The 22,805-nt window shown below is 60.8% G+C and carries 21 protein-coding genes; 15 read left to right on the forward strand and 6 right to left on the reverse strand.

The window, feature by feature from the left end:
• The first annotated feature begins 74 nt into the window (after window positions 1–74).
• Window positions 75–749, forward strand: a complete 675-nt coding sequence (locus PRZ03_RS15600) for a DUF3047 domain-containing protein (protein WP_273601186.1) — start codon at window positions 75–77, stop codon at window positions 747–749.
• A gap of 35 nt (window positions 750–784) precedes the next feature.
• Here PRZ03_RS15600 and PRZ03_RS15605 read toward each other — a convergent pair whose 3' ends face one another.
• The gene (locus tag PRZ03_RS15605; RefSeq protein ID WP_273601187.1) at window positions 785–1,732 is read right to left on the reverse strand and encodes a phospholipase A; all 948 of its coding nucleotides are present in this window, start codon (window positions 1,730–1,732) and stop codon (window positions 785–787) included.
• Between the two features lie 95 nt (window positions 1,733–1,827).
• Window positions 1,828–2,184: a hypothetical protein gene (locus PRZ03_RS15610; protein ID WP_273601188.1), complete on the reverse strand. Its 357-nt coding sequence runs from the start codon at window positions 2,182–2,184 to the stop codon at window positions 1,828–1,830.
• A 176-nt stretch (window positions 2,185–2,360) separates the two neighbouring features.
• Between PRZ03_RS15610 and hdhA the strand changes: the two genes are divergently transcribed.
• From hdhA to PRZ03_RS15640, 6 genes are all read left to right on the forward strand, one after another.
• Window positions 2,361–3,128, forward strand: coding sequence for a 7-alpha-hydroxysteroid dehydrogenase (hdhA, locus tag PRZ03_RS15615; protein ID WP_273601189.1), 768 nt, complete (start codon window positions 2,361–2,363; stop codon window positions 3,126–3,128).
• A 52-nt stretch (window positions 3,129–3,180) separates the two neighbouring features.
• Window positions 3,181–3,978: an SDR family oxidoreductase gene (locus tag PRZ03_RS15620; RefSeq protein ID WP_273601190.1), complete on the forward strand. Its 798-nt coding sequence runs from the start codon at window positions 3,181–3,183 to the stop codon at window positions 3,976–3,978.
• A complete protein-coding gene (locus PRZ03_RS15625; protein WP_273601191.1) occupies window positions 3,978–5,678 on the forward strand; it encodes an alginate export family protein in 1,701 nt (566 codons plus the stop codon). Before PRZ03_RS15620 ends, PRZ03_RS15625 begins: the two co-directional genes overlap by 1 nt.
• 16 nt (window positions 5,679–5,694) lie before the next feature.
• Entirely contained in the window at window positions 5,695–6,180 is a 486-nt protein-coding gene (locus tag PRZ03_RS15630) for a hypothetical protein (protein ID WP_273601192.1), read from the forward strand.
• Window positions 6,177–6,908 (forward strand): hypothetical protein, encoded by a 732-nt coding sequence (locus PRZ03_RS15635; protein ID WP_273601194.1) that lies wholly within the window; start codon window positions 6,177–6,179, stop codon window positions 6,906–6,908. The genes PRZ03_RS15630 and PRZ03_RS15635 overlap by 4 nt, the downstream gene beginning before the upstream one ends.
• 324 nt (window positions 6,909–7,232) lie before the next feature.
• Window positions 7,233–7,703: a hypothetical protein gene (locus tag PRZ03_RS15640; RefSeq protein WP_273601195.1), complete on the forward strand. Its 471-nt coding sequence runs from the start codon at window positions 7,233–7,235 to the stop codon at window positions 7,701–7,703.
• On the opposite strand, the gene PRZ03_RS15645 is transcribed toward PRZ03_RS15640, so the two are convergent.
• Entirely contained in the window at window positions 7,666–9,147 is a 1,482-nt protein-coding gene (locus PRZ03_RS15645) for an alginate export family protein (RefSeq protein WP_273601196.1), read from the reverse strand. The two genes, PRZ03_RS15640 and PRZ03_RS15645, sit on opposite strands and share 38 nt — an antisense overlap.
• Before the next feature lie 172 nt (window positions 9,148–9,319).
• Here PRZ03_RS15645 and PRZ03_RS15650 point away from each other — a divergent pair, with 172 nt between their 5' ends.
• Window positions 9,320–10,663, forward strand: a complete 1,344-nt coding sequence (locus tag PRZ03_RS15650; protein ID WP_273601197.1) for an MFS transporter — start codon at window positions 9,320–9,322, stop codon at window positions 10,661–10,663.
• Between the two features lie 836 nt (window positions 10,664–11,499).
• On the opposite strand, the gene ybaL is transcribed toward PRZ03_RS15650, so the two are convergent.
• Window positions 11,500–13,272, reverse strand: coding sequence for a cation:proton antiporter domain-containing protein (gene ybaL, locus PRZ03_RS15655; protein ID WP_273601198.1), 1,773 nt, complete (start codon window positions 13,270–13,272; stop codon window positions 11,500–11,502).
• 331 nt (window positions 13,273–13,603) lie between these two features.
• On the opposite strand from ybaL, the gene PRZ03_RS15660 reads away from it, so the two are divergent.
• Window positions 13,604–13,759 carry a hypothetical protein gene (locus PRZ03_RS15660; RefSeq protein WP_273601199.1) on the forward strand — a complete coding sequence of 52 codons (156 nt, stop codon included), beginning with the start codon at window positions 13,604–13,606 and terminating at the stop codon, window positions 13,757–13,759.
• 496 nt (window positions 13,760–14,255) lie between these two features.
• Here PRZ03_RS15660 and PRZ03_RS15665 read toward each other — a convergent pair whose 3' ends face one another.
• Window positions 14,256–14,759 carry a MarR family winged helix-turn-helix transcriptional regulator gene (locus tag PRZ03_RS15665; RefSeq protein WP_273601200.1) on the reverse strand — a complete coding sequence of 168 codons (504 nt, stop codon included), beginning with the start codon at window positions 14,757–14,759 and terminating at the stop codon, window positions 14,256–14,258.
• 70 nt (window positions 14,760–14,829) lie between these two features.
• On the opposite strand from PRZ03_RS15665, the gene PRZ03_RS15670 reads away from it, so the two are divergent.
• The 5 genes from PRZ03_RS15670 (at window position 14,830) to PRZ03_RS15690 (ending at window position 19,999) form a co-directional block, all read left to right on the forward strand.
• Window positions 14,830–15,711, forward strand: a complete 882-nt coding sequence (locus PRZ03_RS15670) for an EamA family transporter (RefSeq protein WP_273601201.1) — start codon at window positions 14,830–14,832, stop codon at window positions 15,709–15,711.
• A gap of 11 nt (window positions 15,712–15,722) precedes the next feature.
• Window positions 15,723–16,337, forward strand: coding sequence for a nitroreductase family protein (locus PRZ03_RS15675; protein WP_273601203.1), 615 nt, complete (start codon window positions 15,723–15,725; stop codon window positions 16,335–16,337).
• Between the two features lie 253 nt (window positions 16,338–16,590).
• Complete coding sequence (locus PRZ03_RS15680) at window positions 16,591–17,382, forward strand: alpha/beta fold hydrolase (RefSeq protein ID WP_273601204.1); 792 nt, start codon at window positions 16,591–16,593, stop codon at window positions 17,380–17,382.
• Window positions 17,383–17,456: 74 nt separating this feature from the next.
• Window positions 17,457–18,944, forward strand: coding sequence for an HD domain-containing phosphohydrolase (locus PRZ03_RS15685; RefSeq protein ID WP_273601205.1), 1,488 nt, complete (start codon window positions 17,457–17,459; stop codon window positions 18,942–18,944).
• Between the two features lie 95 nt (window positions 18,945–19,039).
• On the forward strand, window positions 19,040–19,999 hold the full coding sequence (locus tag PRZ03_RS15690) for a CE1 family esterase (protein ID WP_273601206.1): 960 nt from the start codon (window positions 19,040–19,042) through the stop codon (window positions 19,997–19,999).
• A gap of 57 nt (window positions 20,000–20,056) precedes the next feature.
• Here PRZ03_RS15690 and PRZ03_RS15695 read toward each other — a convergent pair whose 3' ends face one another.
• Window positions 20,057–20,308, reverse strand: a complete 252-nt coding sequence (locus PRZ03_RS15695; RefSeq protein WP_273601208.1) for a YciI family protein — start codon at window positions 20,306–20,308, stop codon at window positions 20,057–20,059.
• Between the two features lie 391 nt (window positions 20,309–20,699).
• Here PRZ03_RS15695 and PRZ03_RS15700 point away from each other — a divergent pair, with 391 nt between their 5' ends.
• A complete protein-coding gene (locus tag PRZ03_RS15700; RefSeq protein WP_273601209.1) occupies window positions 20,700–22,682 on the forward strand; it encodes a S9 family peptidase in 1,983 nt (660 codons plus the stop codon).
• Window positions 22,683–22,805 lie beyond the last annotated feature (123 nt).

Below are 22,805 nucleotides of genomic sequence, written 5' to 3' on the forward strand. Positions count from 1 at the left end.
TGTTGATGGCTGCGAGGTCTGCCCGTATACCGGGAGCTTGCGCAGCCCGCCTGACCGTTGCTTTTGCGCTCCTCATGCCTGCCGCACAAGGAACAGCCATAGCGGAGAATCCGCAAGGCGCCGACGCGAAGGATGAATGGACACATGTGCCCATCAATGATCGCAAGCCGCGCACTCAATACGAATTTGATCGCGACGACGGGCAAGCCGCCATTCGTGCGCGGGCCGAGCGCTCAGCAAGCCTGCTGATGAAGCCTGCTTCCGGCATTGAGCTTGCACGGACTCCGCTGGTGGCATGGCGCTGGCTGGTGTTGCAATCACCGCAAGAGGCGGACATTGCCGATGCCGGCCGTGAGGATGCTGCCGCTAGGCTTGTATTTGTCTTTGATGGCGACCGCAGCCGCCTGCCCTGGACCGATCGTGCGGTGATGGCCGCAGCTGACCGCCTCGGCTCGCGCCCTATGCCATTTGCGACGCTGATGTATGTCACTTCCTCCCTGTACCCGGTTGGCAGCGTGCTGCCTAACCCCTACACCCGGCGTGTACGTATGCTTGTGGTTGACGCACAGAAGTCAAACACGCCAGCAAGCTGGCAGTCCTTCAGACGCGACTTGGTGGCGGACTACACACAAGCCTTCGGTGAAGCGCCTGGCCCGCTCATTGCTTGGGGCCTGATGAGCGACAGCGACAACACCGGCGGCCGCGCCGAGGCGGTCTACGCGCCAGTCCGATTTTCAACGCGGGATTGATGTCGCGGTCCAAGAGATCAAGGGAGAACCCACCTTCAATGCCAGCCGGCCAGCGAGAAGCCAATCCCGACGCGGTTCTGATGAATGTTGTAGTCGATCAGGCTCTCACCGTAGCCGCTGAAAGCTTGCACATAGCCTTGAAGCCGGCCCACGAGGGGGAAGGCCCATTCGAACTCGGCCGATCCCCGCGAGGCGTCGCCGCCACGCAGCGTATGGCGAAGCCGTAGGGACAACGCGCCGCCACCGTTGCCGCCTGGCAGCGCGCGGCGAATCGTCAGATCGCCCCGGCCCATGTGGTCGAGGATGTCGGGGTTGTCGTCTTTGTCGGCGGTCTCACTCAGCCGCATCCAGGGCCGCAACTGGATTGACCAGTCGCCATGTTCGAGACCGACATGAGCAATCAGCCTGTTCCAGCTGCGCGACAAGGGCTGTGCGCGGCCGTTGGACTGGTGGTTCAAGGCCAAGCCAGCGGTACGCCCGGTCCAGCCGAGCAAGTTCCAGTCGGTCACCACATTGAAGATCATCTCGGGCTCGTAGTTGGTCTCACGAAACGGTCGAGAAATATCCCCTTGGTAAAGCTGCCAGCGCGAGGACTGCGTGTAAGCGAGCCACAAGTCGCCGCGTTCGCCGAAGACGCCGGACCAGAGCAGCGTCTTCGCGCTGAGCTGGAACTTCACTTCCTCTGCGCGGTTGGGCAGATCAACACCGACGTCGTGCCCGGGCGCCGGTGACGATGGGCGCCGGTTGATGTTGTCGGTCGCCGAAATCGGCAGCACGTAAATCGCACGATAGGGGCGCAAGCTGAATGACTCGATGCCCTGCGTCGACCATGTATTAGAGAGCGTGGCGCTGCCGAGCTTCGCGTCGGGCGGGTTGTTGTGGCTCGCAGCAGGCGCTGTCGACACAGCCGCATCTGACACAGATTCGGGGCTCGGCGGGTGCACGCGGTCAAAGCAAGCCAAACGCTCTGCGTCATGCTTCATGGCCGTACAAACGACTGCGCTGATGGGGCCGGGATCTGAAGCAGCATACGAAACACAAGGGCTAATTGCGCAGACAAAGGCCGCCGCGAAAGCGGTCAGTTGACGAACATTTTCCATTCACTCATCTTCAGTAAAGCTTTGCATTCACGGGAATCGAGCTTGTTGCCAAGGAAGTGCCCGCCCTCATAGGCGCGGTCACGCGCGCCTATGGCACGCAACTTGTCCCTAGAGCTCAACTTGTCAATCACACCTGCGGTGCGCAGACGTGCAAAACGGTAGCGACGCTCATCGCCACCGTAGCCTTCCTCACAGAAACGCATCCCGCCAGAGAAGGCGCCCAGGCGAGTCGCGTCGGTAATGACCTGGGCAGCCGTAAGTGACGGGTTAGCTAGGCAGATTACCGCAGCCCCGAGTGCCGCTGCGATGGGACGTTTGCAAAGTGTGGAAGGCATGCCAGAAGTGTTCCACGCACCAGCTGCGGCGACTAGTTCAAAGGCGCCAACTTCCGCCCGAAATGGGCGGAATCTTGAGTGCGACGCATCTTGCCCAATTTGGGCGAACTTGGCTTGCGGCAGATAGAGCTGTGGGCAGAAACTGCACGCGTTTCAATTCTTCAAGAGACATTGCTATGACAGTAATCGACAGTTTCCGAATGAACGACCAGGTCGCAATCGTCACCGGCGCCGCAGCCGGTATCGGTCGCGGAATTGCCGAGGTGTTTGCTAACGCCGGCTGCTCTGTCGTCGTCAGCGACTTGGCCCTCGACAAGGCCGAAGCCGCTGCCGCCGCGATCCGTGAGGCCGGGGGAAAAGCCGTTGCTGCGGTTTGCAATGTTACGGTCGAAGAAGATCGAGTCGCGCTCGTCAAGACTGCGCTGAGCGCCTTTGGCAAGCTGACGGTGTTGGTCAACAACGCGGGTGGCGGCGGCCCCAAGCCATTTGAGATGCCCATGGGTGACTTTGAGTGGGCTTACCAGCTGAATGTGTTTTCAGCCTTCCGTTTAATGCAACTGGCGGCGCCTCATATCCAACATGCCGGTGGTGGCGCTGTGCTGAACATCAGCTCGATGGCCGGCGAGAACAAAAACGTCCGCATGGCGTCGTACTCGTCTTCCAAAGCGGCGATGAACCACCTGACGCGCAACACCGCCTTTGACCTTGGACCCATGGGTATTCGCGTCAACGCAATCGCACCGGGTGCTATCCGCACCGCCGCGCTTGCGACTGTGCTGACGCCCGGGATCGAGAAGGCAATGCTCAAGCGCACGCCGCTCAAGCGCTTGGGTGAGGCGTCGGATATCGGCATGGCCGCGTTGTTTCTGTGCAGCCCAGCATCAGGCTGGGTCAGCGGCCAAGTGTTGACGGTGAGCGGCGGCGGCTTGCAAGAGCTGGACTGACCCGACTCGACCTGAATGCAGGTTTTTTTACTTTCACAAACTGGAGAACGACATGAGTCAATTCGATCCCTTTGCAGATTTCCGTATGGATGGCCAAGTGGCCATCATCACCGGCGGCGCTCAGAATATTGGCGAAGCCATTGCGAAGACCTTTGCCGGCGCTGGCGCCAAGGTGATGATCGCCGACCTGCAGGGCGACAAGGCTGAGGCCACCGCCAAAGCCCTGTCTGAGGCGACTGGACGTGATGTACGGGGCATTGGCTGCGACGTCACCAACGAAGCTGATATCCAGCGCTGCGTAGCCGAGACAGTCAAGGCCTTCGGCGGTGTATCAACGCTCGTCAACAACGTCGGTTGGGGCCGCGCGTATGCTGACCCGCTGGACATTGATCCACAGGAGATGCTCAAGAGTTACGAGCTCAACACCATCTCCGGCATGCGCATGACCGCCGCTTGCCGCCCGCATCTGTTGGCAGCTAAGAACCCGTCCATCACCAACTCGGGCTCTATGGTGGGCGTCTTGCCGGCGTTTGATTTCCTTCCATATTCCGCAGCCAAGGCGGCGATGAACCACATGATGCTGGGCCTCGCGCACTATTTTGCGAAGAAGGTGCGCATAAACACCATCTTGATCGGTACCGTGCTGACGCCAGGTTATGCCGACGCTGGCCTCGACGCCGCAACACAGGAGAGGCTGGCCAATCCGAACAACCTGACCGGCCGTGCGGGCTCGCCGCAAGATGTGGCTAACGCCTTTCTGTGGCTGGCCTCGAATGCCGGTAGCTGGGTCAGCGGCCAGACCCTGCAGGTCGCCGGTGGCGGCACGCGCGTCCGCTTGATTCCTGACTGATGATGATGCCGTGGATCGCCCGAACTGCCGCAGTGGGGGCTGCGGCATGCTTGATTGCCGCGTCGCCTGCTTTCGGCCAAGGCGCTATCGACGCAAGTGGTGCTATGCGCATCGGCTCGGTCGAGGTGCGCCTGGACCCTGAATTTGGCGCCACCGAGGCGGGGCGCAAGTTTGAGGCCGATCTGCGGCGCGGCCTGGGCGTCTTCCCGGGCCGCAGCTACAGCGCGCTGGAGATTGAGCTTGCTGTAGCGCGCTTGCAGAACACCGGGCAGGTCAAGCGGGCGCAGTTTCACTACGCCTTCAGTGATAGCGGCTCGATTGCGTTGGTTCTGGACGTGTTGCCGCCAGATCGCGCCGCGCCCGCGCCGTCATGGACGGATAGCTTGCGCTTGGTAGATGAGGGTGGACGTCTGCTCAAGCTCAGACTGGGCTTGAAGGGCGCCACTGCTGTCTCGGGCAATCAGTGGTTCGCAAACGGTGCTACTTTGACGCAGTACAACCCGCGCGGGCGTTTCGAGGGTGACCGGGGCCCGAATGTCATCCTTGACCTCGCGCCGTCTATCGGTCTCGCAGGCGCCTTGCCCTTGTTGCCCGGGCCGGGCTCGCCCTATCTGTATGCCAGCACCCTGTACCTGGCCACTGCTTCGGTGGGGCAGGACAACAATCGCAGTGACACCCGCACGACCGGGCAATGGGAAGAAGCTTACGTCGGCATCGTCAGCTCAGGTACCACCGAATCCGGCCTGGCATGGCGAGCCAACCTGTCCTATGGGCGCCAGCCTTACTGCATAGGTAACGGCATGTTGGTGTGTCAAATTGCTTCGAGCGGCGGTGACCGAGGGGCTGACTTTGCGTGGCCTCGCTGGAGTGGCAGCAATTTCTTGAAAGCGCAGTTCCGCCTGAACCAGACGCTTGTGGAGGCCGTGCAGTTCGAGCCCAATGACTTTCCCTCGACTCACACCAAACTGGCCGGCGTCAATATCGACCATGACAACGGGCGCGACTTTGCCGCTGGCTTCACTTGGCTAGAAGCAAAAAGAGGTGAGTTGAAATACTTCTATCCCGATGGACGCTCTTACCAGCGGGAGGGGCTGAAGGTCTGGCAGGCGCGCGCAGCGCTGAAGGCGCCGGCAGGCCAGGACGCCCCGTTTGCGAAGGCTGAATACGCGCGCCAGACGCACCGTGACTTTGATATGCGCGCGACCGGCTGGTCGGCCGAAGGCGGCTGGCAGTTCGGCCGCGTGTCGTGGCGGCCGAGTCTGAGTTGGCGGTATTCGGCCACCACGGGCGACGACCCGGCGACGCCGCGCTATGAGCGCTGGGACTTACTCTATTCCGGCAACGACATTGACACCTGGGTCCAGGGCCAGTTGATGAAGAACATTCACTACAACAGCAATGTGCAGGTGCATCGCATCTTGGCTCGTGCCACGCCGGATCCGACTTGGCGCCTCACCGGTGCGGTCAGCGCCTACCGCGCCGACACGCTGAACAATATTGGCGGCGTCATCTCCACCCTGACCGGCCCCGACCTGGGCCGTGAGCTGCTGTTGGTGGCAGAGCACTTCGCCTCGCGCAATGTCTATTGGCGCTTTACCGCTGCATCGCTGTGGCCGGGCAGCGGCGTCACCGGCACGCTGCCGGAGCCTGCTGTCAAGCCCTGGCTGGTCGGCATCGTGCAGTTCAACCTGAGTTATTGAAAAGGAAACCACCACCATGACCTCTCATCATCTCGTGCGCGTGCAAGACGCACTCATTCCCGCTGCGCTGAATGCGTTGATCAACGGCGGCATAGCTTGGTTCGGCTTCAAAGCCCTGCCAGCCGTGCCCCTGACGCTGGACCTGATTTCAGCCAAGCAGCATACCGTTTGGGGCGAGGGCGTCACGCTGGCCTTCGCGCTCGGCCTCATCTTGACGCTGATCACCGCCAAGATGTTTTCCAAACATGTCATCAAGGAAGACCCTTCCCTGGCGGCGCGTGTACGGCGGCCGATCTTCCCCTTCGTGATGGGCGTCGCGCTTGGCAATGCCATGGCCTTGTTTGGCTGGTTCGTCGCCTTGGCGGTGTTGTGGCAGCGCGTGGTCGGCACGGTTGAGGTGTCGCCCGCCCTTGCAGCATCGCTGGTCGGCCTGCTGGCCGGCGTCATCACCATTGTGGTTGAGATGCGCACCAAACGTGCCTTGCTCGGGAGTACCGCATGAAATCTAGCCGAGCTCTGCTGGCCTTCGTTGCTGCAACCGCCATGGGGTCGGGCTATGCTCAAGAAGACGGCGCGCCCAAGGGGGTCAACCCAAAGGATTTGGTGACCAAAGTCGACTTGATCGCGCGCCGCGATGACTTTCAAGGCGGTGTCATGCTGGACAGCTTGACCTTCAAGTATGACCGCGGCCTTGATGCGCATTGGGGCATGGCCATCGAACTGCCTTTGGCTCGTTTCAAAGCGCCCGGGATCTCAGAAAGCGGTATGGCTGAGAGCAAGGTCAAATTCCGCCGGGTCGAGAACAGCGACTGGGGTGCCTTTCTCGTCGGCGGCGAGTTCGTACTGCCCACCGACTCCAAGCGCTCGCTAGGCAGCGGCAAGTGGCAGTTCAACCCCAGCGTGGGCGCTGTTTTGTCGCTAACGCCGACGGTCTTCGCCTTCGCAGGCTACCAGCACTTCCTCTCAGTGGCCGGGCGTGATGACGCTCCGAGAATCAATCAAAGCCAGCCGCGCCTGCTACTCGCCAAAACCAGCGCGGCGGGCTGGTGGGTGATGAGTGATCTGAAATACACCCTCGACCACGAGACTTCGTCCAAGACCCTTGATGTGGAGCTGGAGGCCGGCCGCATGGTGGCGCGCGACTGGGCGGTCTCGCTACGGCTGATTGAGTCGGGCTTTGACAGCACGCGCAGCTGGGGCGCGGTGGTTGTGCTGCGGCACTTGTTCTGATTTCCTGCGGCAGAGCAGCAACTGGATTTACTTTGGACTTGGCATACGCTTAGCTAACGGGTAAGTCCAATTCATCTTTCGCCTTCGCCCATTTTGGGCGAGATTTGTTGAATTTACCCAATTTGGGCACGAAGATAGAAGCTTGGATTTGCAAAAGTCCTAGACCTTATCTTCTTATGCCCGTCGCTATCATTGCGAACGGCGCAGACTTCAGTAGAGCAAGTCATGAACAGTCGCGGCGATAGCCAAGTTAAAAGTTTGATTGGGCAGCTCGAGGATTTCGATGCCGCCTTTGATCGTTGCTTCGGCTTGACCGCGTTCCACATGAATCGCCATCTCATCGACCATATGTTGCGGGTGGGTCGGCAGTTGACCGACAACGATTACGAAGCCATCGTCATCTGGGGTGTGTTGGCGCATCAGAACATTGCGCACATGTTGCCTCCCGGCGGTGGCCCCAGCAGCCTGCTCAACGAGCGAGGACGAATCACTTCAACGCAAGGCATGCGTCCGCTGCGGCTGCGTGACGTGACACAGATCGCTCGGTTGCCTCGTGAAACGGTGCGCCGCAAGCTTGAAAAGCTGGCCACGGCCGGCTGGATTGAGCGCCAGTCCGATGGCTGGGTCATCTGCGCCGACCACAGCGCTGCCTTGCTCCGTGAGCTATCGCGCGAGAACGTGCGCCGCTTCCTCAGCGCTGCCGATGATGTGCTGCGCGCTTTGAAGGAGGCCGATACCCTTCTTGCAGCCGAAAAGCTCATTGCAAAAACCAGTACAAGCTTGCCTGCAGCGTGATCCACGAGCGCCGATCCATACCCTCAGGCACAGCCAGTGACTGTCGAACTCCTTGCCCTGGCCGATTGATTGATGCCACGGACTGCGCGTAAAAGCGCGGGCCTATAGTCCACCTCAATATGGCCATCAACTCATGACCGATGTCTCGCGAGGGCCAAAGTGCACCCAATGGACCCGCGCCAAGGTTGTTGACTTCGGCGGCGCGGTAGCGCAACAGGTCCAGCGTGACAGCAATGCCCTCTGTGGGTGCGGCGAAAACGCGAAGCCGGTCCTGCACGAGGTTTGTATTGCTCTGAAATTTCGAGAAGGCGATACCGCCCATCCATTCGTCAGAACCGGCGGCAAGCAGCGGGTCCCATCGCTCGAAGCGCAGGGTGTTGGGGCGATCGCCGGAAAAGCGCGCGTGACGCAGTTCAACTGCAGGCCTGCCCGGCCATTTGTTCCAACGATAGCCAGCGCGGGCGTAGCCCGCGAGCGCGCGTACATCTGCACGGTGATGGCCTTGCTGACCCAGCAGTCCGGCGAGCAGCAGTCCGGGCGCACCGAATGCGCCTGGCCAGCGGGCTTGAATCGTTGTCGCGTGCAACCCTTCGCGTGGCAGCGGCTCTGCGGCCGGACGGCGCAGCAGGCTATCAGACTGCGTGACCTCAAGGTGCGACACCGCCAAGTCCAATTTACCGGCCGGTTGCCAGGAAAAATGAGCGCCGGCATAGCGACTTTGGGTATCCACTACAGGCAGTTCATCGGGATTCAAGGCAAACAATTGCAGCCGCCAGCGTTCAGCACGCAAGTCGGCCGTCAATGCAAAGTCTGCCGCGCTCCTTGCGCCCAAGTTCAGCGCACGTCGCTCGCCTGCATTGCTCGAAGTGCGAACCAAGTGTACGAGAAAACCATCATCCAGAGTGAACGAAGTCCGACCGGCTCGCACCAGCAGCGACGGGCCATAGACAGGACGGTGCAGCAGGCCAACAAAGGCTTTTTCGATAGCCGCTTCGGTATGACTATCCTGGCGATAAATGTCAGCCCCTTGCGTCGCTGTCACTGCGACGGTGCCTGCACCGAACGCTGCCCATGCTGTCTCGCCCAACGGGACAGTGAATCCCAGCCCCGGCTCCACCGAAACTTCCGCGACGCTGGCGCGGCGGGAGGCTCCGTTGGGGCGGGAGATCGGACTCGACGCAACGAAGGCCTCACGGTGTCCGAAGTATGGCCAGTCATCAAGATACAAGCCAATGCCTCCGTACAAAAGCGGCTGCCAGCGCAAGCCTTCTCCAATAGCGGCCAGTGGCAGCCGCGTGCGGTTCGCAGGGCTGGGTGCCGGCAATCCAGCAGCTACGCTAGGAAAATCTCCCTCTGCGTCGAAATTCGACGATGCGGCAGCATGCGCCGGCTGCGACAAGAACGCTCCCGCGCCAAGGGCGGAGGCCGCGATGATGTTCAGCAAATACCGTGTGCTCGGCCGAGAGCGGGAGGACAATTGGGGGCTCGAAGGACTGATCGGGGGCATACCAAGATGCTAGGCGGCAGGTGCTACGGCGTCTGTGGCGTTCCTGCTAGCATTGCCCAAATTGAGCGGGACTTTGGCGCTAACTTTTCAGACCATCGAATGAGATCAAGTGGTGAATCGTAGCCCAAAGAACACAGGCACCTTTGCGGCCGAGCACTCCCAACAGGACGACGCGCCGTGTGCACGTTGGGGGCTGCTGGTATTGGTTGTGCTGGCCCTGTACACCGCGATGGATCGGCAGGTTCTTGGCTTGCTGGCCGAGCCTCTGCGCCGCGACCTCGGCCTTGATGACACTCAGTTTGGCCTCATGCAAGGCGCCGGCGTGGCTGTGTTCGCTGCACTCGCAGGCTACCCTCTTGCCTGGCTCGCCGATCGTTCAGACCGCCGCTACGTTTTGGCAGCCTGCATGTCTTGCTGGTGTTTCGCTTTAGTCGCGTGTGCGCAGGCTTCGAGTTTTATGGAGCTGTTCGCCGTCAGCTCCTTGATGGGGGCGGCCGAGGCCGGTGTTGTACCCATCGCCTATGCGTTGATTGCAGACTGGTTTGGTGCCCGGAAGAGGCAGACCGCTAACTCGATCTTTGTGCTGTTTGGCCGCATAGGCGCGGGGGTAATGATTGCCGCCAGTGGCTGGCTTGTAGCATCGGTTGATGATTTGCGGTCTTGGCTGCCACCCGCATTGCAGGGCGCTGCTGAGTGGCGGCTCACGCTCATGTTCACGGCGCTGCCAAGCCTGTTGATCATCCCCTTGTTGCTCACGATGCCGCGGGTCGGGACTGATGGCGCGGGAATTCGCGGCCGCTTTCTGGGCCTGCGTGGATCGAAGTCGGTTTTAGAGCCTGCGACGCTTGTTTTGCCGGGCATTTTGTTTTTGGTCATCGGTGCAGCAATGTTGTCCGCTGGTGCAGCGGCGGTAGGTGTGTTCATGCCAGTGTTGGTGCAGCGTTTGGCGGGACTTACACCTGCGCAGGCGGGCTCTGGTCTGGGCCTCGCGGCGCTAAGTGCGGCGCTGACCGCCCTGGCAGTGAGTAGTGGGTTGGCGAAGCGCAATTCGGAGAGCACGGCCGGTGCCACAGGCATGCGGGTCGCTGCGCTTGGCATGGTGATCGCTGCGCTGGCAGGAGCGCTGTTGGTGGCGACGACGGCCGTGAACCATGCGCTGCTGCTGTACGCCTGCTTACTGGCCGGCACGATGACCGCAGCAATGCTGCTCGTAGGTGTGCTTCAAGCCAAGGCGCCGCAGCATGCGCGGACGCGCTTCATGGCCGTCTTCGTCGGTGCCGCTGCAGTTGCCGCCGCGCTTTCGCCAATTTTGGTAGGCGCTTGGTCCGATGCTGGCGGCGCCACGCCAGTTGCGCTCGCAAGGGCAATGGCGTTTTCGAGCGCTCCCTGCTTCGTGGGCGCGGCCCTCGCTTTTGCTTTGGCGGCGAAAGTGTTGGTTTCGAAGGTCAATTGAGCTGGATGGTCTGTAACTTTTTACCCGAGTGAACATTGAGAGTCATTTGAAGGAGAACTCTCAGTGCAGAAGCAGCTCTTTAACCGAGCGAATAACCACTACCGAAGACACGAGCTCCATGTCGGATGCCCAGGTTCACCTGCACAGCCTTCATTTACGCCAATGCGCGGCAACTGTTTGATGACGATCAAGGCTGACGGCCAAGTCTAGGTCCTCAAGTGTCTCAGTTCGGCCCATTGTCAAGTGAAGAAAACTTCGGCTTTGCGCACCGAGCTGACCATCGAAAGCACTAACGCCGTTCACGCCAGCTGCGCCCTGACACTGCTTTTCCTGCTGTGAAAACTGTCGTCAGATCAGTGCGCGTCTCGCGCACAGGTGGTCGCATCTCCTGATTCCGCTGATCCGCAGTTCCGGGTGGTACAGCCGACATTCGACCAACGAATTGCCCAGTGGCTGGTGTAGGCAAGTGGCGGCCATTCGCGGTCAGAAATCGAGCGGCTACCGTCAGCATTCCAAGTTGAGCGATCTCGCGAGATGAGCGTCTGCAATGGGCACCGTGCTGGCGCCACCCACTGCGCATCCGAATGACAGCAGCTGACGTGGAGCGTGAGGCCGCAACATCGCCCGTAAGCCGACGTTGACCAAAACGGTCGGCGAACCGAACGTCAGCTTTGCGGCGCCTGTTCGAACTGTCGGCTTGGAGCAGGCCCCGACATTTCGAGGTCACTGCCAGCGTAGCAACTCGGTGCCCAAAGTGGTACTTCGTGGATGTGGCGGGTGCCAAGCTTGTCTGACCCCATCGGGGGCAGTGAGATAGGTCGTTGGCCTGAAGGACCTCAGTGCCGCCCCGAACTGTTCTTGACCGGGGCGCCGGCATCGTCTTGCGGAGCGGCGGCAGCTGACGCCGCCGCGTCACTCGGCGGTGGGAAGCGCTCAAGAACATGCCCTGTGATGCTTTTGGAGAGCTCCTCCTCGGCGAAGAAGATGGTGTCAAAGCCGTCTTGGCGCAGCAGGTCGGCTTCGTCCTCGCTGTGTGCGCGCAAGACGATTTCGATGCCGGGGTTAAGGTTGCGGGCGGTATCCACCATCTGGCGGGTGTTGAGCGGGTCGGGTGTTGAAATCACCAGCATGGCCGCATGGGCGATGTGGGCTTGAATCAGCGCCGCCGGCTCCGCAGCATCGCCGGAAACAGCCGCAACACCTTGTGTGCGCAAGTCCTCGACGATCTCGCGGTTTTGTTCTGCAACCACATAAGGAATGCCCCGTGCTGCCAGCGCAACAGCGATGCGCTTGCCCAAGCGTCCATAGCCGACCAACACAACCTGGCCCTTGAGATACTTGGGCGCGGTGGTGGTGGGCAGCTCCGCGAACGGGTCGGCCGACTGTTCTAGCCGCCGCGCCAACCGCGAGCGCTGAAGTATCCAGCGTCGGGCTGGTTCGATGGCCGCGAACAGCAAAGGATTCAGCGCGATTGAGATCAAAGCGCCGGCCAGCACGAGACTCATTCCCTCGGCCGGCATCAAGCCCAGCGTAAGCCCCAGGCCGGCCAGGATGAAGGAGAACTCGCCGATCTGCGCCAAGCTGGCCGAAACCGTCAATGCCGTGTTGAGTGGGTAGCGCAGCAGAAGTACCAGGCAAAAGGCCGCAAGGGATTTGCCCACGATGATGATGGCCACAACTGCCGCGACGCGCATGGGCTGCTCAAGCAAGATGGCCGGCTCAAACAACATGCCGACCGACACAAAAAACAGCACCGAAAAAGCATCGCGCAAGGGCAGAGATTCTTGGGCCGCACGGTGGCTGAACTCGGACTCGCGCAGCACCATGCCGGCAAAGAAGGCGCCCAGTGCGAATGACACGCTGAACAGCTTGGCTGCGCCGAACGCTATGCCGACGGCCGCTACCACCACTGAAAGGGTGAACAACTCCCGAGAGCCGGTGCGCGAAACTTGCCACAACAACCAAGGAATCACCCGTCGGCCTGCCACCAGCATGATGGCGATGAACGCAGCCACCTGCAGCAGGGTTTGGCCTATGGTGAGCCACAGTGATTCGGTGGCCGGCGTGGTCGCCGTGCTGCTGCCGAGAATGCCCGCCATGGGGGGCAGCAAGACCAGTACCAGAACGGTCGCGAGGTCTTCAACCACCAACCAACCCACGGCGATGCGGCCGTTCATGCTGCTCAGTACGCCGCGGGCCTCTAGCGCCTTCAGCAGCACCACGGTGCTCGCACACGAAAGCGACAGCCCCAAGATCAAACCAGCGCCCCAACTCCAGCCCCACCACCAAGCCACCGCGAAGCCCAGCAGTGTGGCGAGGCTCATCTGAACCACGGCACCTGGTACAGCGATGCGCTTGACGGCCATGAGGTCATCGAGCGAGAAGTGCAGGCCGACGCCAAACATCAGCAGCATCACGCCGATCTCGGCAAGTTGAGAGGCCAGGTGGACATCGGCCACAAAGCCCGGTGTGCTGGGTCCGATGATGATGCCGGCCACAAGATAGCCCACCAAAGCGGGTACTTTGATCCGTTCGGCGAGGAAACCCAGGACGAGAGCGACGCTGAAGGCGGCTGCAAGCGTGGTGATAAGCGGAATGTTGTCGTGCATGCGAAACCGCGCCTTGTTGTTGAAATCAAGCCCATGCAGCAGCCCAATGTTCTTCGACGCTGCGCGGCGCAGCTTACAGGGCAAGGCCGCGGGCGCCCGGTTGGTCGGCAGAAGACCCTTCACCTTCAGCCCAAAATCGACTGCCCCTATTGGACTGCGTTGGCCAAGTGAATTTCAGAGAAAAATGAAGGCTGGGCGACGCCTGGCTACCAGCGCATGTTGGCATCGTATTTTGGCGTTAGGGAGAGCAGGCCAAAGTGGGGTCAAACCTAGACGCTGAATCGCTGGGCGAACAGTAGTTCTGGGTCGCCCAACACTGAGGAGGCTGGTCATGCAGTTAATCATCGCGGCCAGACTTGTTGAAGACCACAGCGAGAGCGCGCCCGTGCGTTTGGCTGCCGTTTGTCAAGAGTTGACGACCAGTACCTTTGGCCGCCTCTTGACAGAGGGCAAGGTGTTTCCAGCCAGCGCGCAGCAGAAAGAGTAGCCGGCCTATGTTGAACGTGTGCTGGCTTGATGGGCTGTGTATGTGCTTTTTGCCCTTGCCGGCGTTACCTTCGAGCGACTGCTACGGGCACCGTGCTGGCGCCACCCACTGCGCATCCGAATGACTGCAGCTGACCTGGAGCGTGAGGCCGCAACATCGCCGGTAAGCCGCCGTTGACCGGAACGGTCGGCGAACCGAACGTCAACTATGCGGCGCTTGTTCGAACTGTCGGCTTGGAGCAGGCCCGGACATTTCGAGGTTACTGCCCGCGTAGCAACTCGGTGCCCATTGCAGGTATTCAGTTTGGTTCGACCAATTCATGCGACCGGCTAATTCCTGCCGCCCGCGAAGGCCTGCTTTCGGGCATCTGATCTCCATGCTTGTGCTGCCAGCGAAGAAGGTTCTCGGTCCAAACTGACAACTCTTGCGCTGTGTCTGCCGCAGCGTTTTCGCCACCTCTCTGTTAGCTTTCTGCGGGACAAAGGCCACACCCGTATCAACGCTCCAGCTCGGCCAATAAAGCCTTCAGACCTGCATCCAAGGCCCGCAACTCTGAAGCCTTCAAGGGCGCCAAGATCGCGTGCTGATTTTTAACATGGGCGGTGACCGCCTGGTCTATAAGCGCCAGCCCCTGAGGTGTCAGTTGCACCAGCAAGCTCCGCGCATCATCGGGGTTAGACCTGCGCTCCACCCATCCGACAGATTCGAGCCGCTGCATTCGGTGCGTCATGGTGCCCGAGCTGACCATTAGCTGTTGGAACAGCGCCGTGGGCGCCAGGCAGTAAGGCGCCCCTGCACGGCGCAAGGTCGCCAACACATCAAACTCCCAACCGCTCAGGCCGAAGTCCAAGAACACCCGGTCCAGCCGTTGCTGGAGCAGCGCAGCACAGCGCTTGGCCCGGCCGAGAGTGCCCATGGGTGTGACATCCAAGTCTGGGCGCTCCTCGTGCCATTGCCTGAGGATGGCGTCCACCGCATCACCCGAGTTATCAGAGGCCATTGCCCTCTCCATTTATCTTGATATCGAGATTATCCGCTAAGATGTTTATCTCGACTTCAAGATAAATGAGATGACCAACACACCCACATCGTCCGCGCGAAACACCATCCTGCTGACCGCACTCGCCCCGCTGATCTGGGGCTCAACTTACATCGTCACCACCGAGTGGCTGCCGCCCGATCGCCCCTTCACGGCCGCGGTGCTGCGCTGCCTGCCGGCGGGCCTTTTGCTGGTGTTGGCCTGCCGCCAAGCCCCCGCCCGTGCCGAGTGGGGGCGACTCGCGGTTTTAGCTGCACTGAACATAGGCTTCTTTCAAGCCCTGCTCTTCGTCGCGGCCTACCGCCTGCCTGGCGGCTTGGCGGCCGTAGTGGGTGCTGTCCAACCGATCTTGGTGATGGCCATGGCCTGGGCCCTAGACGGACGTTGGCCCGGCGCGGTAGCCCTGGGCGCCGGCGTGCTGGGTGTCCTGGGCATGGCCGCCTTGCTGCTGTCGCCAACCATGACCTGGGACGGTATCGGCCTGGGTGCCGCCCTGGCCGGTGCTGCGTGCATGGCCGCAGGCACCTTCTTGGCAAGGCGCTGGCGCACAGGCCTACCCTTGCTGGCCTTCACCGGTTGGCAGTTGCTGATTGGCGGTCTGGTGTTGGTCCCGTTGGCTTGGTGGGTGGACCCGCCCTTGCCAGCACTCAACGGCCGTCACGCCCTGGGCTACGCCTACCTCAGCTTGGTGGGCACCTTGCTGAGCTACGCGCTTTGGTTTCGCGGCGTCTATCAGTTGTCGCCCGTGGCCGTGTCGTCACTGAGCTTGCTCAGTCCGCTGAGTGCCGTACTGCTGGGCTGGGCCGTACTGAACCAAAGCTTGGGCGGCCTGGCCCTGCTGGGCTTCGCGATGGTGCTGACTAGCATCTTGGCTGTGCAAAAGGCCAGTCATTCCTCCACCTCACAACCCTGAAAGTAATCACCATGACTGACATCAACCACTTGATTCGACGCCGCATTTCCGGCAACCACTTTGACCCCAAGCAGACACTGCAAGATGAGGTGCTCACCCAGTTGGTCGACCTAGCTACCCGGGCACCTTCGGCTTTTCACTTGCAGAATTGGAAGTTCATCGCGGTGAGGTCGGCACCGGCCAAAGCCCGCTTGAAGGCCCTGGCATACGGTCAAAACAAGGTTGAAGATGCCAGCGTGTGTTTCATCATCTGCGGCACCTTGCAAGCTCACCGCCAACTCGGGCACAGCTTGCAAGCGGCGGTCGATGCGGGAATAGTGCCGGTCACCCTGCGCGACACCTGGGTCAACATGGCCCAGGAGGCAATGCAAGGGCAAACCCAGGCCCAGCGCGACGAAGCGATACGCTCCGCCTCCCTGGCCGCAATGACCTTGATGCTTGCTGCCGAAGGGCTGGGCCTGATGAGTTGCCCCATGAGCGGCTTCGACGCGCCCGGCGTGACCCAAGCATTCGGACTCAGCGCCAATGAACTGCCTGTGCTGCTCTTGCCTGTCGGCCATGCGGCCCCCGGCAACTGGCCGCAGAAACCCCGCAAGCCGCTGAGTGAGGTGCTGGCGTTTGCGTAACGCAAACGGGCGACGCCAGCGCGGTCAAGGTTCTGCTGTGCGCTGGCCGAATCAATTTGACCCAATCTATCACCGATGGCCCTGAAGTCTTCAAAATACGGAAGCACATGGGCGTAAGCCTGAAACCCAGGGCATCGCTCATGTACGGTGCCGCGCCCAAGCGAATGCTTTGAAACTAGGACGTTCGTCCAATGGCGCAAAACGCCTTGGGCTGAGACAGTCATGGTCATTCAGCTCCGCACCCACTCAGCCCATGAACCTACTATCGCTGCATACCGGCGCATTCGCATGCAAAGCCATCATTCTGGCCCTCGCGGCTCCAACCCCTAACGCGGCTGCGCAGACATCCCCAGTTCGGGAGAAGGCTTCCGTCGTGATCGTTCACGGAGCATTTGCTGATGGCTCGGACTGGGCCAAGGTCATCCCCTTCTTACAGGCCGAGGGCGTTCGCGTGGTGGCTGTACAGAATCCCTTGACCTCGTTGGAAGATGACGTTGCTGCGACCAAGCGTGCCATTGCGGCACAGCCGGGCAAGGTCGTCTTGGTTGGCCATTCGTGGGGCGGCTCCGTCATTACGCAGGCAGGTACTGATCGCCAAGTAGCTTCGCTGGTCTACGTTGCAGCACTTGCGCCAGATGTCGGCGAAGCATCTGCCGATTTGGGCAAGAACTACGCTGCACCTGCAGGCTTGGCCCACCTCGTGGCGGACGCGGAAGGTTTCTTGACGCTCAGTCCGCAAGGCCTGAGCAAATACTTCGCGCAAGACCTGACCGAAGCTGCGACAAGGGTGATGGCCGCCACGCAAGGCCCAATTCAAGCCAAATCGTTCGAACAGAAACTGACGGCCGCAGCGTGGAAGGATAAGCCGTCCTGGTACATCATCAGCGAAAATGACCGCATGATTCAGCCCGAACTTCAACGTGCTTTGGCCAAGAAGATCGGCGCTCACGTGACCAGCCTCGCTGCCAGCCATGTGCCACAGCAATCGCAGGCTGCCAACGTGGCGGCGGTGATACTGGATGCCGTAGAGAGTTCAAGTCGCTGAGCACCCAGGACCGGGACCAGGGCATCAAGAATCTCTGCGTTTAACCTTGATATCCGCTTACACGCTTGATCGCCATGCATTGCCAAGTTCCCACGATCTCGTCCGACATTGACGTGCACGACGCCGTCAAGGCACTGGCATTTGTTGGGGACCTGAGCATGGGGCAGCCTGTCGACCACTCTGTTCGCACGGCCTGGCTGGCAGTCCAGCTTGCAACCGAATTGGGCTGCGACGTCGATGTGCAAGGTGACAGCGCGTATGTGGCCTTGTTGCGTTGGTCCGGTTGCACAGCCAACGCGCCTGAGTTTTCCAGCCTGATGGGGGATGACGTCAAGGGGCGCCAGTCCATGCTGGACACCGGCTTCCAAAGCTTCCCCGTCAACGCACGTCACGCTATGGGCGCGCTAGCCACCATCCACTGCGAGGTATCCGGTGAAGTGGCGCGCTGCCTGGGTATGCCCTCCAATGTCGAGACATCCCTGCGCGACATTTTTGAAAGTTTCGATGGGCTCGGCAAGCCGGCTGGCCTACCGGCCGAGCAGATTCCTTTGTCTGTCTTCATCGTAGCGGCCGCCAGTGACCTGGAAATATTCGGGCGCGTCTATGGTCTGAATACGGCACTGGACTTGATAACGGCCCGTGCCGATGTGCTGTACCCCCTCCACATCGTGAAAGCCGTTCAGAAATTTGCCCCTCGCTGGCAGCAGGGTCTTGACGACGGCGCCGCGCTGGCTGAAGCGTCGCCCTGGTCCTTGAGAGGATCCCGATGCGCGCCGCTGGAACTGATCGCGGATGTGATCGATCTCAAGCTGCCCTGGTTGACCGGGTTCTCAAGGCGTGTGGCCAACACAGCCGCAGCCTGCTGCCAACGGATGGGAGGGACTACGCAAGCCCAACAAACTGTTTACCGCGCGGGTCTGATCCACGGCCTGGGTCGAGCCTCGGCGCCTAATGCGGTTTTCGAAACCACGCGGCCGCTCAGTGAAGGGGCTCAGGAGTCCTTGCGCCTGGTGCCCTACTGGACGGCACGCGCCGGACAGCGCATCACCAAACTGCGCGTGGAGGCCGAGCTTGCGTCCTACGTCGACGAGAGATTGGACGGCTCCGGGTATTTTCGCGGCGTCTGCGGCAATGCGATCAGCATCGAAGCCCAGATCCTGGGCGCAGCCGCTCGCTTGACCCTGTTACAAACCGCCAAGCCCGGTCGACCTGCGCTTGATGCCGCCCAAGCCGCGCGTGACATGAGACTGGAAGCGAAGCAGGGACGCTTCAATGCAGACATCGTTGACTGCCTGTTGATCGATGACGCACCAGCGGTTGCCATAACGCAGAGCAGGGAGTCGGCGAGTGATGCCCCCAAGCTGACTTCGCGCGAGATCGAGGTGCTGTATTGCATCAGCCACGGGCAAAGCAACAAGGAAGCCGCGCAGCACCTGTGCATCAGTCCCAGCACGGTGCGGGCCCATCTGGAAAATGTGTTCCGCAAACTGGCATGCAGCACGCGTGCGGCGGCGACGGTCAAAGCAATGCGCCTCGGATTGTTGGAAGCAAGCCGCTTTTAACTCCTAGGCCGGGGCTAGCGCGTATCCCACATCACTTTTCGCGGACCCAAAGTCAGCGGCAAATGGCCCACAGAAAAAATAACAAGACAGATTCAATGTCCTCGACCTTCGCTTTCACGCGCAAATTCCTTCTTGGCAGCAGCAAGGTCTGCGGGCCGACCGCAGCCATAAGCAAAGAATTGCTGCTGCGCCCGGAGGGACCACGCAACTACCTGCTGGCCCAGCCTCGCCTGAGGCCGAAGGAACGCACCCCCTTGGTGATTCTTTTGCATGGTTTCGGGGCTTCTGCGGCGCAGTTGCTGGGCCAGGGCTTCCCGCCCTCGCCATTGGCGCATTGGCTGGAGATCGCTGAACGCGAACACTGTCTGCTTGCCGTTCCCGATGGTGTCGGCCACAGCTGGAATGATGGTTTTGCCGATGCGCCTATCAACGCCAAGACCGACGACTGCGGCTTCATCGGAGCCTTGATTGATGAGCTGATTGAAAGTCAGCATGTCGATGCTGCACGAGTCTACGTGATGGGTGTGTCCAAGGGCGGCATGATGGCGTTTCGCCTGGCGACGGAGTTGGCGCCAAAGCTGGCTGCGTTCTCGGCCGTGCTCGCCTCGATGCCATTGAACAACAAATGCCCGCCGCCGCGAGTCCCGCTGTCTGCCCTACTAATTGCCAGCCAAGCCGACCCCTTGGTGCGCTACTCCGGAGGCAGCTTTTTGAAGAATCGGCGCCAGTCCGGCTCCATGCTGGGCATCGAAGCCTCGATCGATGTGTGGAGAAAACTCGCTGGGCTGACGGGTAATGCCGTTCCGCAGCCACTGCAGCAGCGCGTTGCCAGCAACAAGACGCGAGCCACAAGGTTTATTTGGGGCGCTGATCCACAGCAACTGCAAGTTGGCCTGATCCGTATCGACCAAGGCGGCCATGCGGAACCCAGCCCGACGCGGCGCTACCCACGCTGGATCCAGTGGCTAGTCGGTGAGCAAAACGCAGATTTCGAAACCGCTGAAGCGGCCTGGGACTTCTTCAAGGAAAAACGCTCTGCCTCGCCCGATTTCTAGCCAACACAAGGGTCGAAACCGACAGAGCGAACTCGCTGACTCATGTGTCTGCCCCCATCAGGCATTCCATTCCTTCACCGTTACGACCGATGAGCCGGAACTGTGCAGAGGGTCGGCAAATGCGATTTGTTTGGCCTCTTCGAGATGCGCCGCCTTAAGTAGATAGGCGCCGCCGGTTTTGTCCGTGAAAGGGCCAGCCATTTCCAGACGTTCCTCGCTCTTCAGTCGGTCGAGAAAGGCATAGTGATCAGGCACGACGTTCAGATCGAAGTTTGGCGTGCGCAGGGTGAGGACGAGATAGCGGGGCATGACGGAATCTGATTAGTTTGTTCGTGTTTTAAGCCATTGGAGCATCGGCGGCCCGCACCAAGATTGACCGACCAAAAATTTGATTGGAACTGACATGAAAGTCGATTCGCCGCGAACTCATGCACTGGCTTTTGCTAACTGTATTTTTACTCGCAACGATTCTATTGACTAGCCCCTGAACACCATGAATATCGCCAAGTCGCCAGCCACCCATAGCGCATTGCTCAAGCACGTCAATGCTGCACGCGCAATGACGGCCGGAATCGGCAGAAATATCAATCTCCATCAAAAACTCACGCCATTAATGGTCCCCAAGCTGCTCATGACTCTCCTTTGTTCCACTGCCCTTGCCATTTCGACCCTCGGCCTGCTTCTATGTGCCGCGCTTCCGTTGACCGCTCGTGCCGCCTCACCGGGTGCGCCTGAGAGCGAGACCCCGCTGATTGCCCGCACCGCGCTGTTCGGCAGCCCAGAACGAAGCGAGGCTCAGTTGAGCCCGAACGGCAAATGGCTGTCCTGGCTCGCGCCTGTTGATGGCGTCATGAATATCTGGCTGGCGCCCAGTCATCGGCCAGCTGCCGCAAAGCCTGTCACCAGTTCAAAGGGCCAGGACATCCCGAGCTATTTTTGGTCGAGTGACAGCCAGCATCTGATGTTTTTCCAGGACCAAGCCGGTGACGAGAACCTTCACCTCTACGGCATTGAATTGGGTACGGGCCGACAGCGCGACTACACGCCTTTCTCTCAGGTGCGTGCGAGGCTGCTGGGTCGTTCAAGCGCACACCCGCACGAGTTAGTCCTTGGTCTCAATCAACGCGATCCGCGCTGGCACGATGTCTACCGACTCGACCTCAGGAGCGGCGCGCTGCGGCTGTTGATGCGGGCCGATGGCTACGCCAATTTCCTGGTCGACCACGACTTGCAGATTCGTCTGGCCCAGCGCCCCAATGCAGCCGGTGGCAGCGACTACTTTCGCGTCAGTCAGGCGCAGGTGGCACAAGCGCCCTATCTGAGCACCACCCTGGAAGACAGTGCGACCGCGCCGCTGGGCTACACCCATGATGGGCGGACCCTGTACTGGACCGACTCACGCGGGCGAGACACCACCGCGGTGTTTGCCGAAGACGTGGCCAGTGGCCGGCAGCGCCTGCTCGCCGAGGATGCCCGCGTCGACCTGCGCGAAACCATGCTCGATCCGCGCAACGGAAAGATCCAGGCTTACGCAGTGAACTACCTGAATTTGGAGTGGAAATTCTTCGACAAGGCCATGCAGACTGACTTTGCCTGGCTGCAGAACCGCCTGGGCAAGGGCGAGGTATTTGTGCCCAGCCGCACCCATGCCGATGACCAATGGATCGTCGGCATTGAGCCGATTTCCAAGGTCGGCACCACCTACTTGTTTGACCGCAAGGCGCGCCAACTCACACCGCTCTACCCCACACGTGCGGCCCTGCTGAACGCCCCTCTGGTCGCCATGCACGGCGTGGAAATCAAGGCGCGTGACGGCTTGATCCTGCCCAGCTATCTGAGCCTGCCCAAGTCTGCCGATCGGGATGGCGACGGCAAAGCAGACCAGCCGGTGCCTCTTGTACTGCTGGTGCACGGCGGCCCCTGGTCACGGGAAAGCATGACATACGACGAGCGCCACCAGTGGCTAGCCAATCGCGGCTATGCAGTGCTGTCGGTCAATTACCGAGCCTCGAGTGGATTCGGTAAGAAGTTTCTCAACGCCGGCAATCTGCAGTGGACCAAGGCCATGCATACCGACCTGTTGGACGCAAAGGACTGGGCCGTCAAACAAGGCATCACCAGGCCCGACACTGTGGCAATCATGGGAGCCAGCTACGGCGGTTACGCCAGCCTAGTAGGCCTGAGCTTCACACCCACCAGCTTCGCCTGCGGTGTGGACATCGTCGGCCCCTCCAATCTAGAGACCTTGCTCGCAACCATCCCACCCTATTGGGAAGCACGCAAGCAGCAGTTCTACAAGCGCATGGGCGACCCCACGACTGAGGAGGGCCGGGCCACACTGCGCGCCGCCTCGCCGGTCTACAAGGCCGATCAGATCGCGCGGCCGCTCTTGATCGGCCAGGGCGCCAACGACCCGCGCGTCAAGCAGGCTGAAAGCGACCAGATCGTCCTGGCCATGCAGGCCAAAAAGATCCCGGTCACCTATGTGCTCTATCCCGACGAGGGCCATGGCTTCAACAAGCCCAACAACCGCATCGGCTTCAATGCCATGGCGGAGGCTTTCCTGGGTCAATGCTTGGGCGGCCGCGTCGAGCCTCTGGGGGAGACTGTGCGCCAATCAACAGCACATATCGTCACCGGCGCGGAGCATGTGCCGGGATTGCAAGCAGCGGCAATCAAGTGAGCTGGACTCCGCCCCACCCGAGGGACTACGACTCTTTTGGAGCGACCTTCGCCGGAGAATTTGACGAACCAGCAATACGCCTTTTCCGCATTTCAGCGACCATAAAAGAGACCAGGACGAAAA

This window comes from Roseateles albus (assembly GCF_028595345.1).
Classification (GTDB): Bacteria; Pseudomonadota; Gammaproteobacteria; order Burkholderiales; family Burkholderiaceae_C; genus Paucibacter_A; species Paucibacter_A albus.

Coding starts and splice junctions, on each gene's coding strand:
- PRZ03_RS15600 (WP_273601186.1), top strand. CDS start 75: ATGCCTGCCGCACAAGGAACAGCCATAGCGGAGAATCCGCAAGGCGCC.
- PRZ03_RS15605 (WP_273601187.1), bottom strand. CDS start 1,732: ATGAAGCATGACGCAGAGCGTTTGGCTTGCTTTGACCGCGTGCACCCG.
- PRZ03_RS15610 (WP_273601188.1), bottom strand. CDS start 2,184: ATGCCTTCCACACTTTGCAAACGTCCCATCGCAGCGGCACTCGGGGCT.
- hdhA (WP_273601189.1), top strand. CDS start 2,361: ATGACAGTAATCGACAGTTTCCGAATGAACGACCAGGTCGCAATCGTC.
- PRZ03_RS15620 (WP_273601190.1), top strand. CDS start 3,181: ATGAGTCAATTCGATCCCTTTGCAGATTTCCGTATGGATGGCCAAGTG.
- PRZ03_RS15625 (WP_273601191.1), top strand. CDS start 3,978: ATGATGATGCCGTGGATCGCCCGAACTGCCGCAGTGGGGGCTGCGGCA.
- PRZ03_RS15630 (WP_273601192.1), top strand. CDS start 5,695: ATGACCTCTCATCATCTCGTGCGCGTGCAAGACGCACTCATTCCCGCT.
- PRZ03_RS15635 (WP_273601194.1), top strand. CDS start 6,177: ATGAAATCTAGCCGAGCTCTGCTGGCCTTCGTTGCTGCAACCGCCATG.
- PRZ03_RS15640 (WP_273601195.1), top strand. CDS start 7,233: ATGAATCGCCATCTCATCGACCATATGTTGCGGGTGGGTCGGCAGTTG.
- ybaL (WP_273601198.1), bottom strand. CDS start 13,272: ATGCACGACAACATTCCGCTTATCACCACGCTTGCAGCCGCCTTCAGC.
- PRZ03_RS15660 (WP_273601199.1), top strand. CDS start 13,604: ATGCAGTTAATCATCGCGGCCAGACTTGTTGAAGACCACAGCGAGAGC.
- PRZ03_RS15665 (WP_273601200.1), bottom strand. CDS start 14,759: ATGGCCTCTGATAACTCGGGTGATGCGGTGGACGCCATCCTCAGGCAA.
- PRZ03_RS15670 (WP_273601201.1), top strand. CDS start 14,830: ATGACCAACACACCCACATCGTCCGCGCGAAACACCATCCTGCTGACC.
- PRZ03_RS15675 (WP_273601203.1), top strand. CDS start 15,723: ATGACTGACATCAACCACTTGATTCGACGCCGCATTTCCGGCAACCAC.
- PRZ03_RS15680 (WP_273601204.1), top strand. CDS start 16,591: ATGAACCTACTATCGCTGCATACCGGCGCATTCGCATGCAAAGCCATC.
- PRZ03_RS15685 (WP_273601205.1), top strand. CDS start 17,457: ATGCATTGCCAAGTTCCCACGATCTCGTCCGACATTGACGTGCACGAC.
- PRZ03_RS15690 (WP_273601206.1), top strand. CDS start 19,040: ATGTCCTCGACCTTCGCTTTCACGCGCAAATTCCTTCTTGGCAGCAGC.
- PRZ03_RS15695 (WP_273601208.1), bottom strand. CDS start 20,308: ATGCCCCGCTATCTCGTCCTCACCCTGCGCACGCCAAACTTCGATCTG.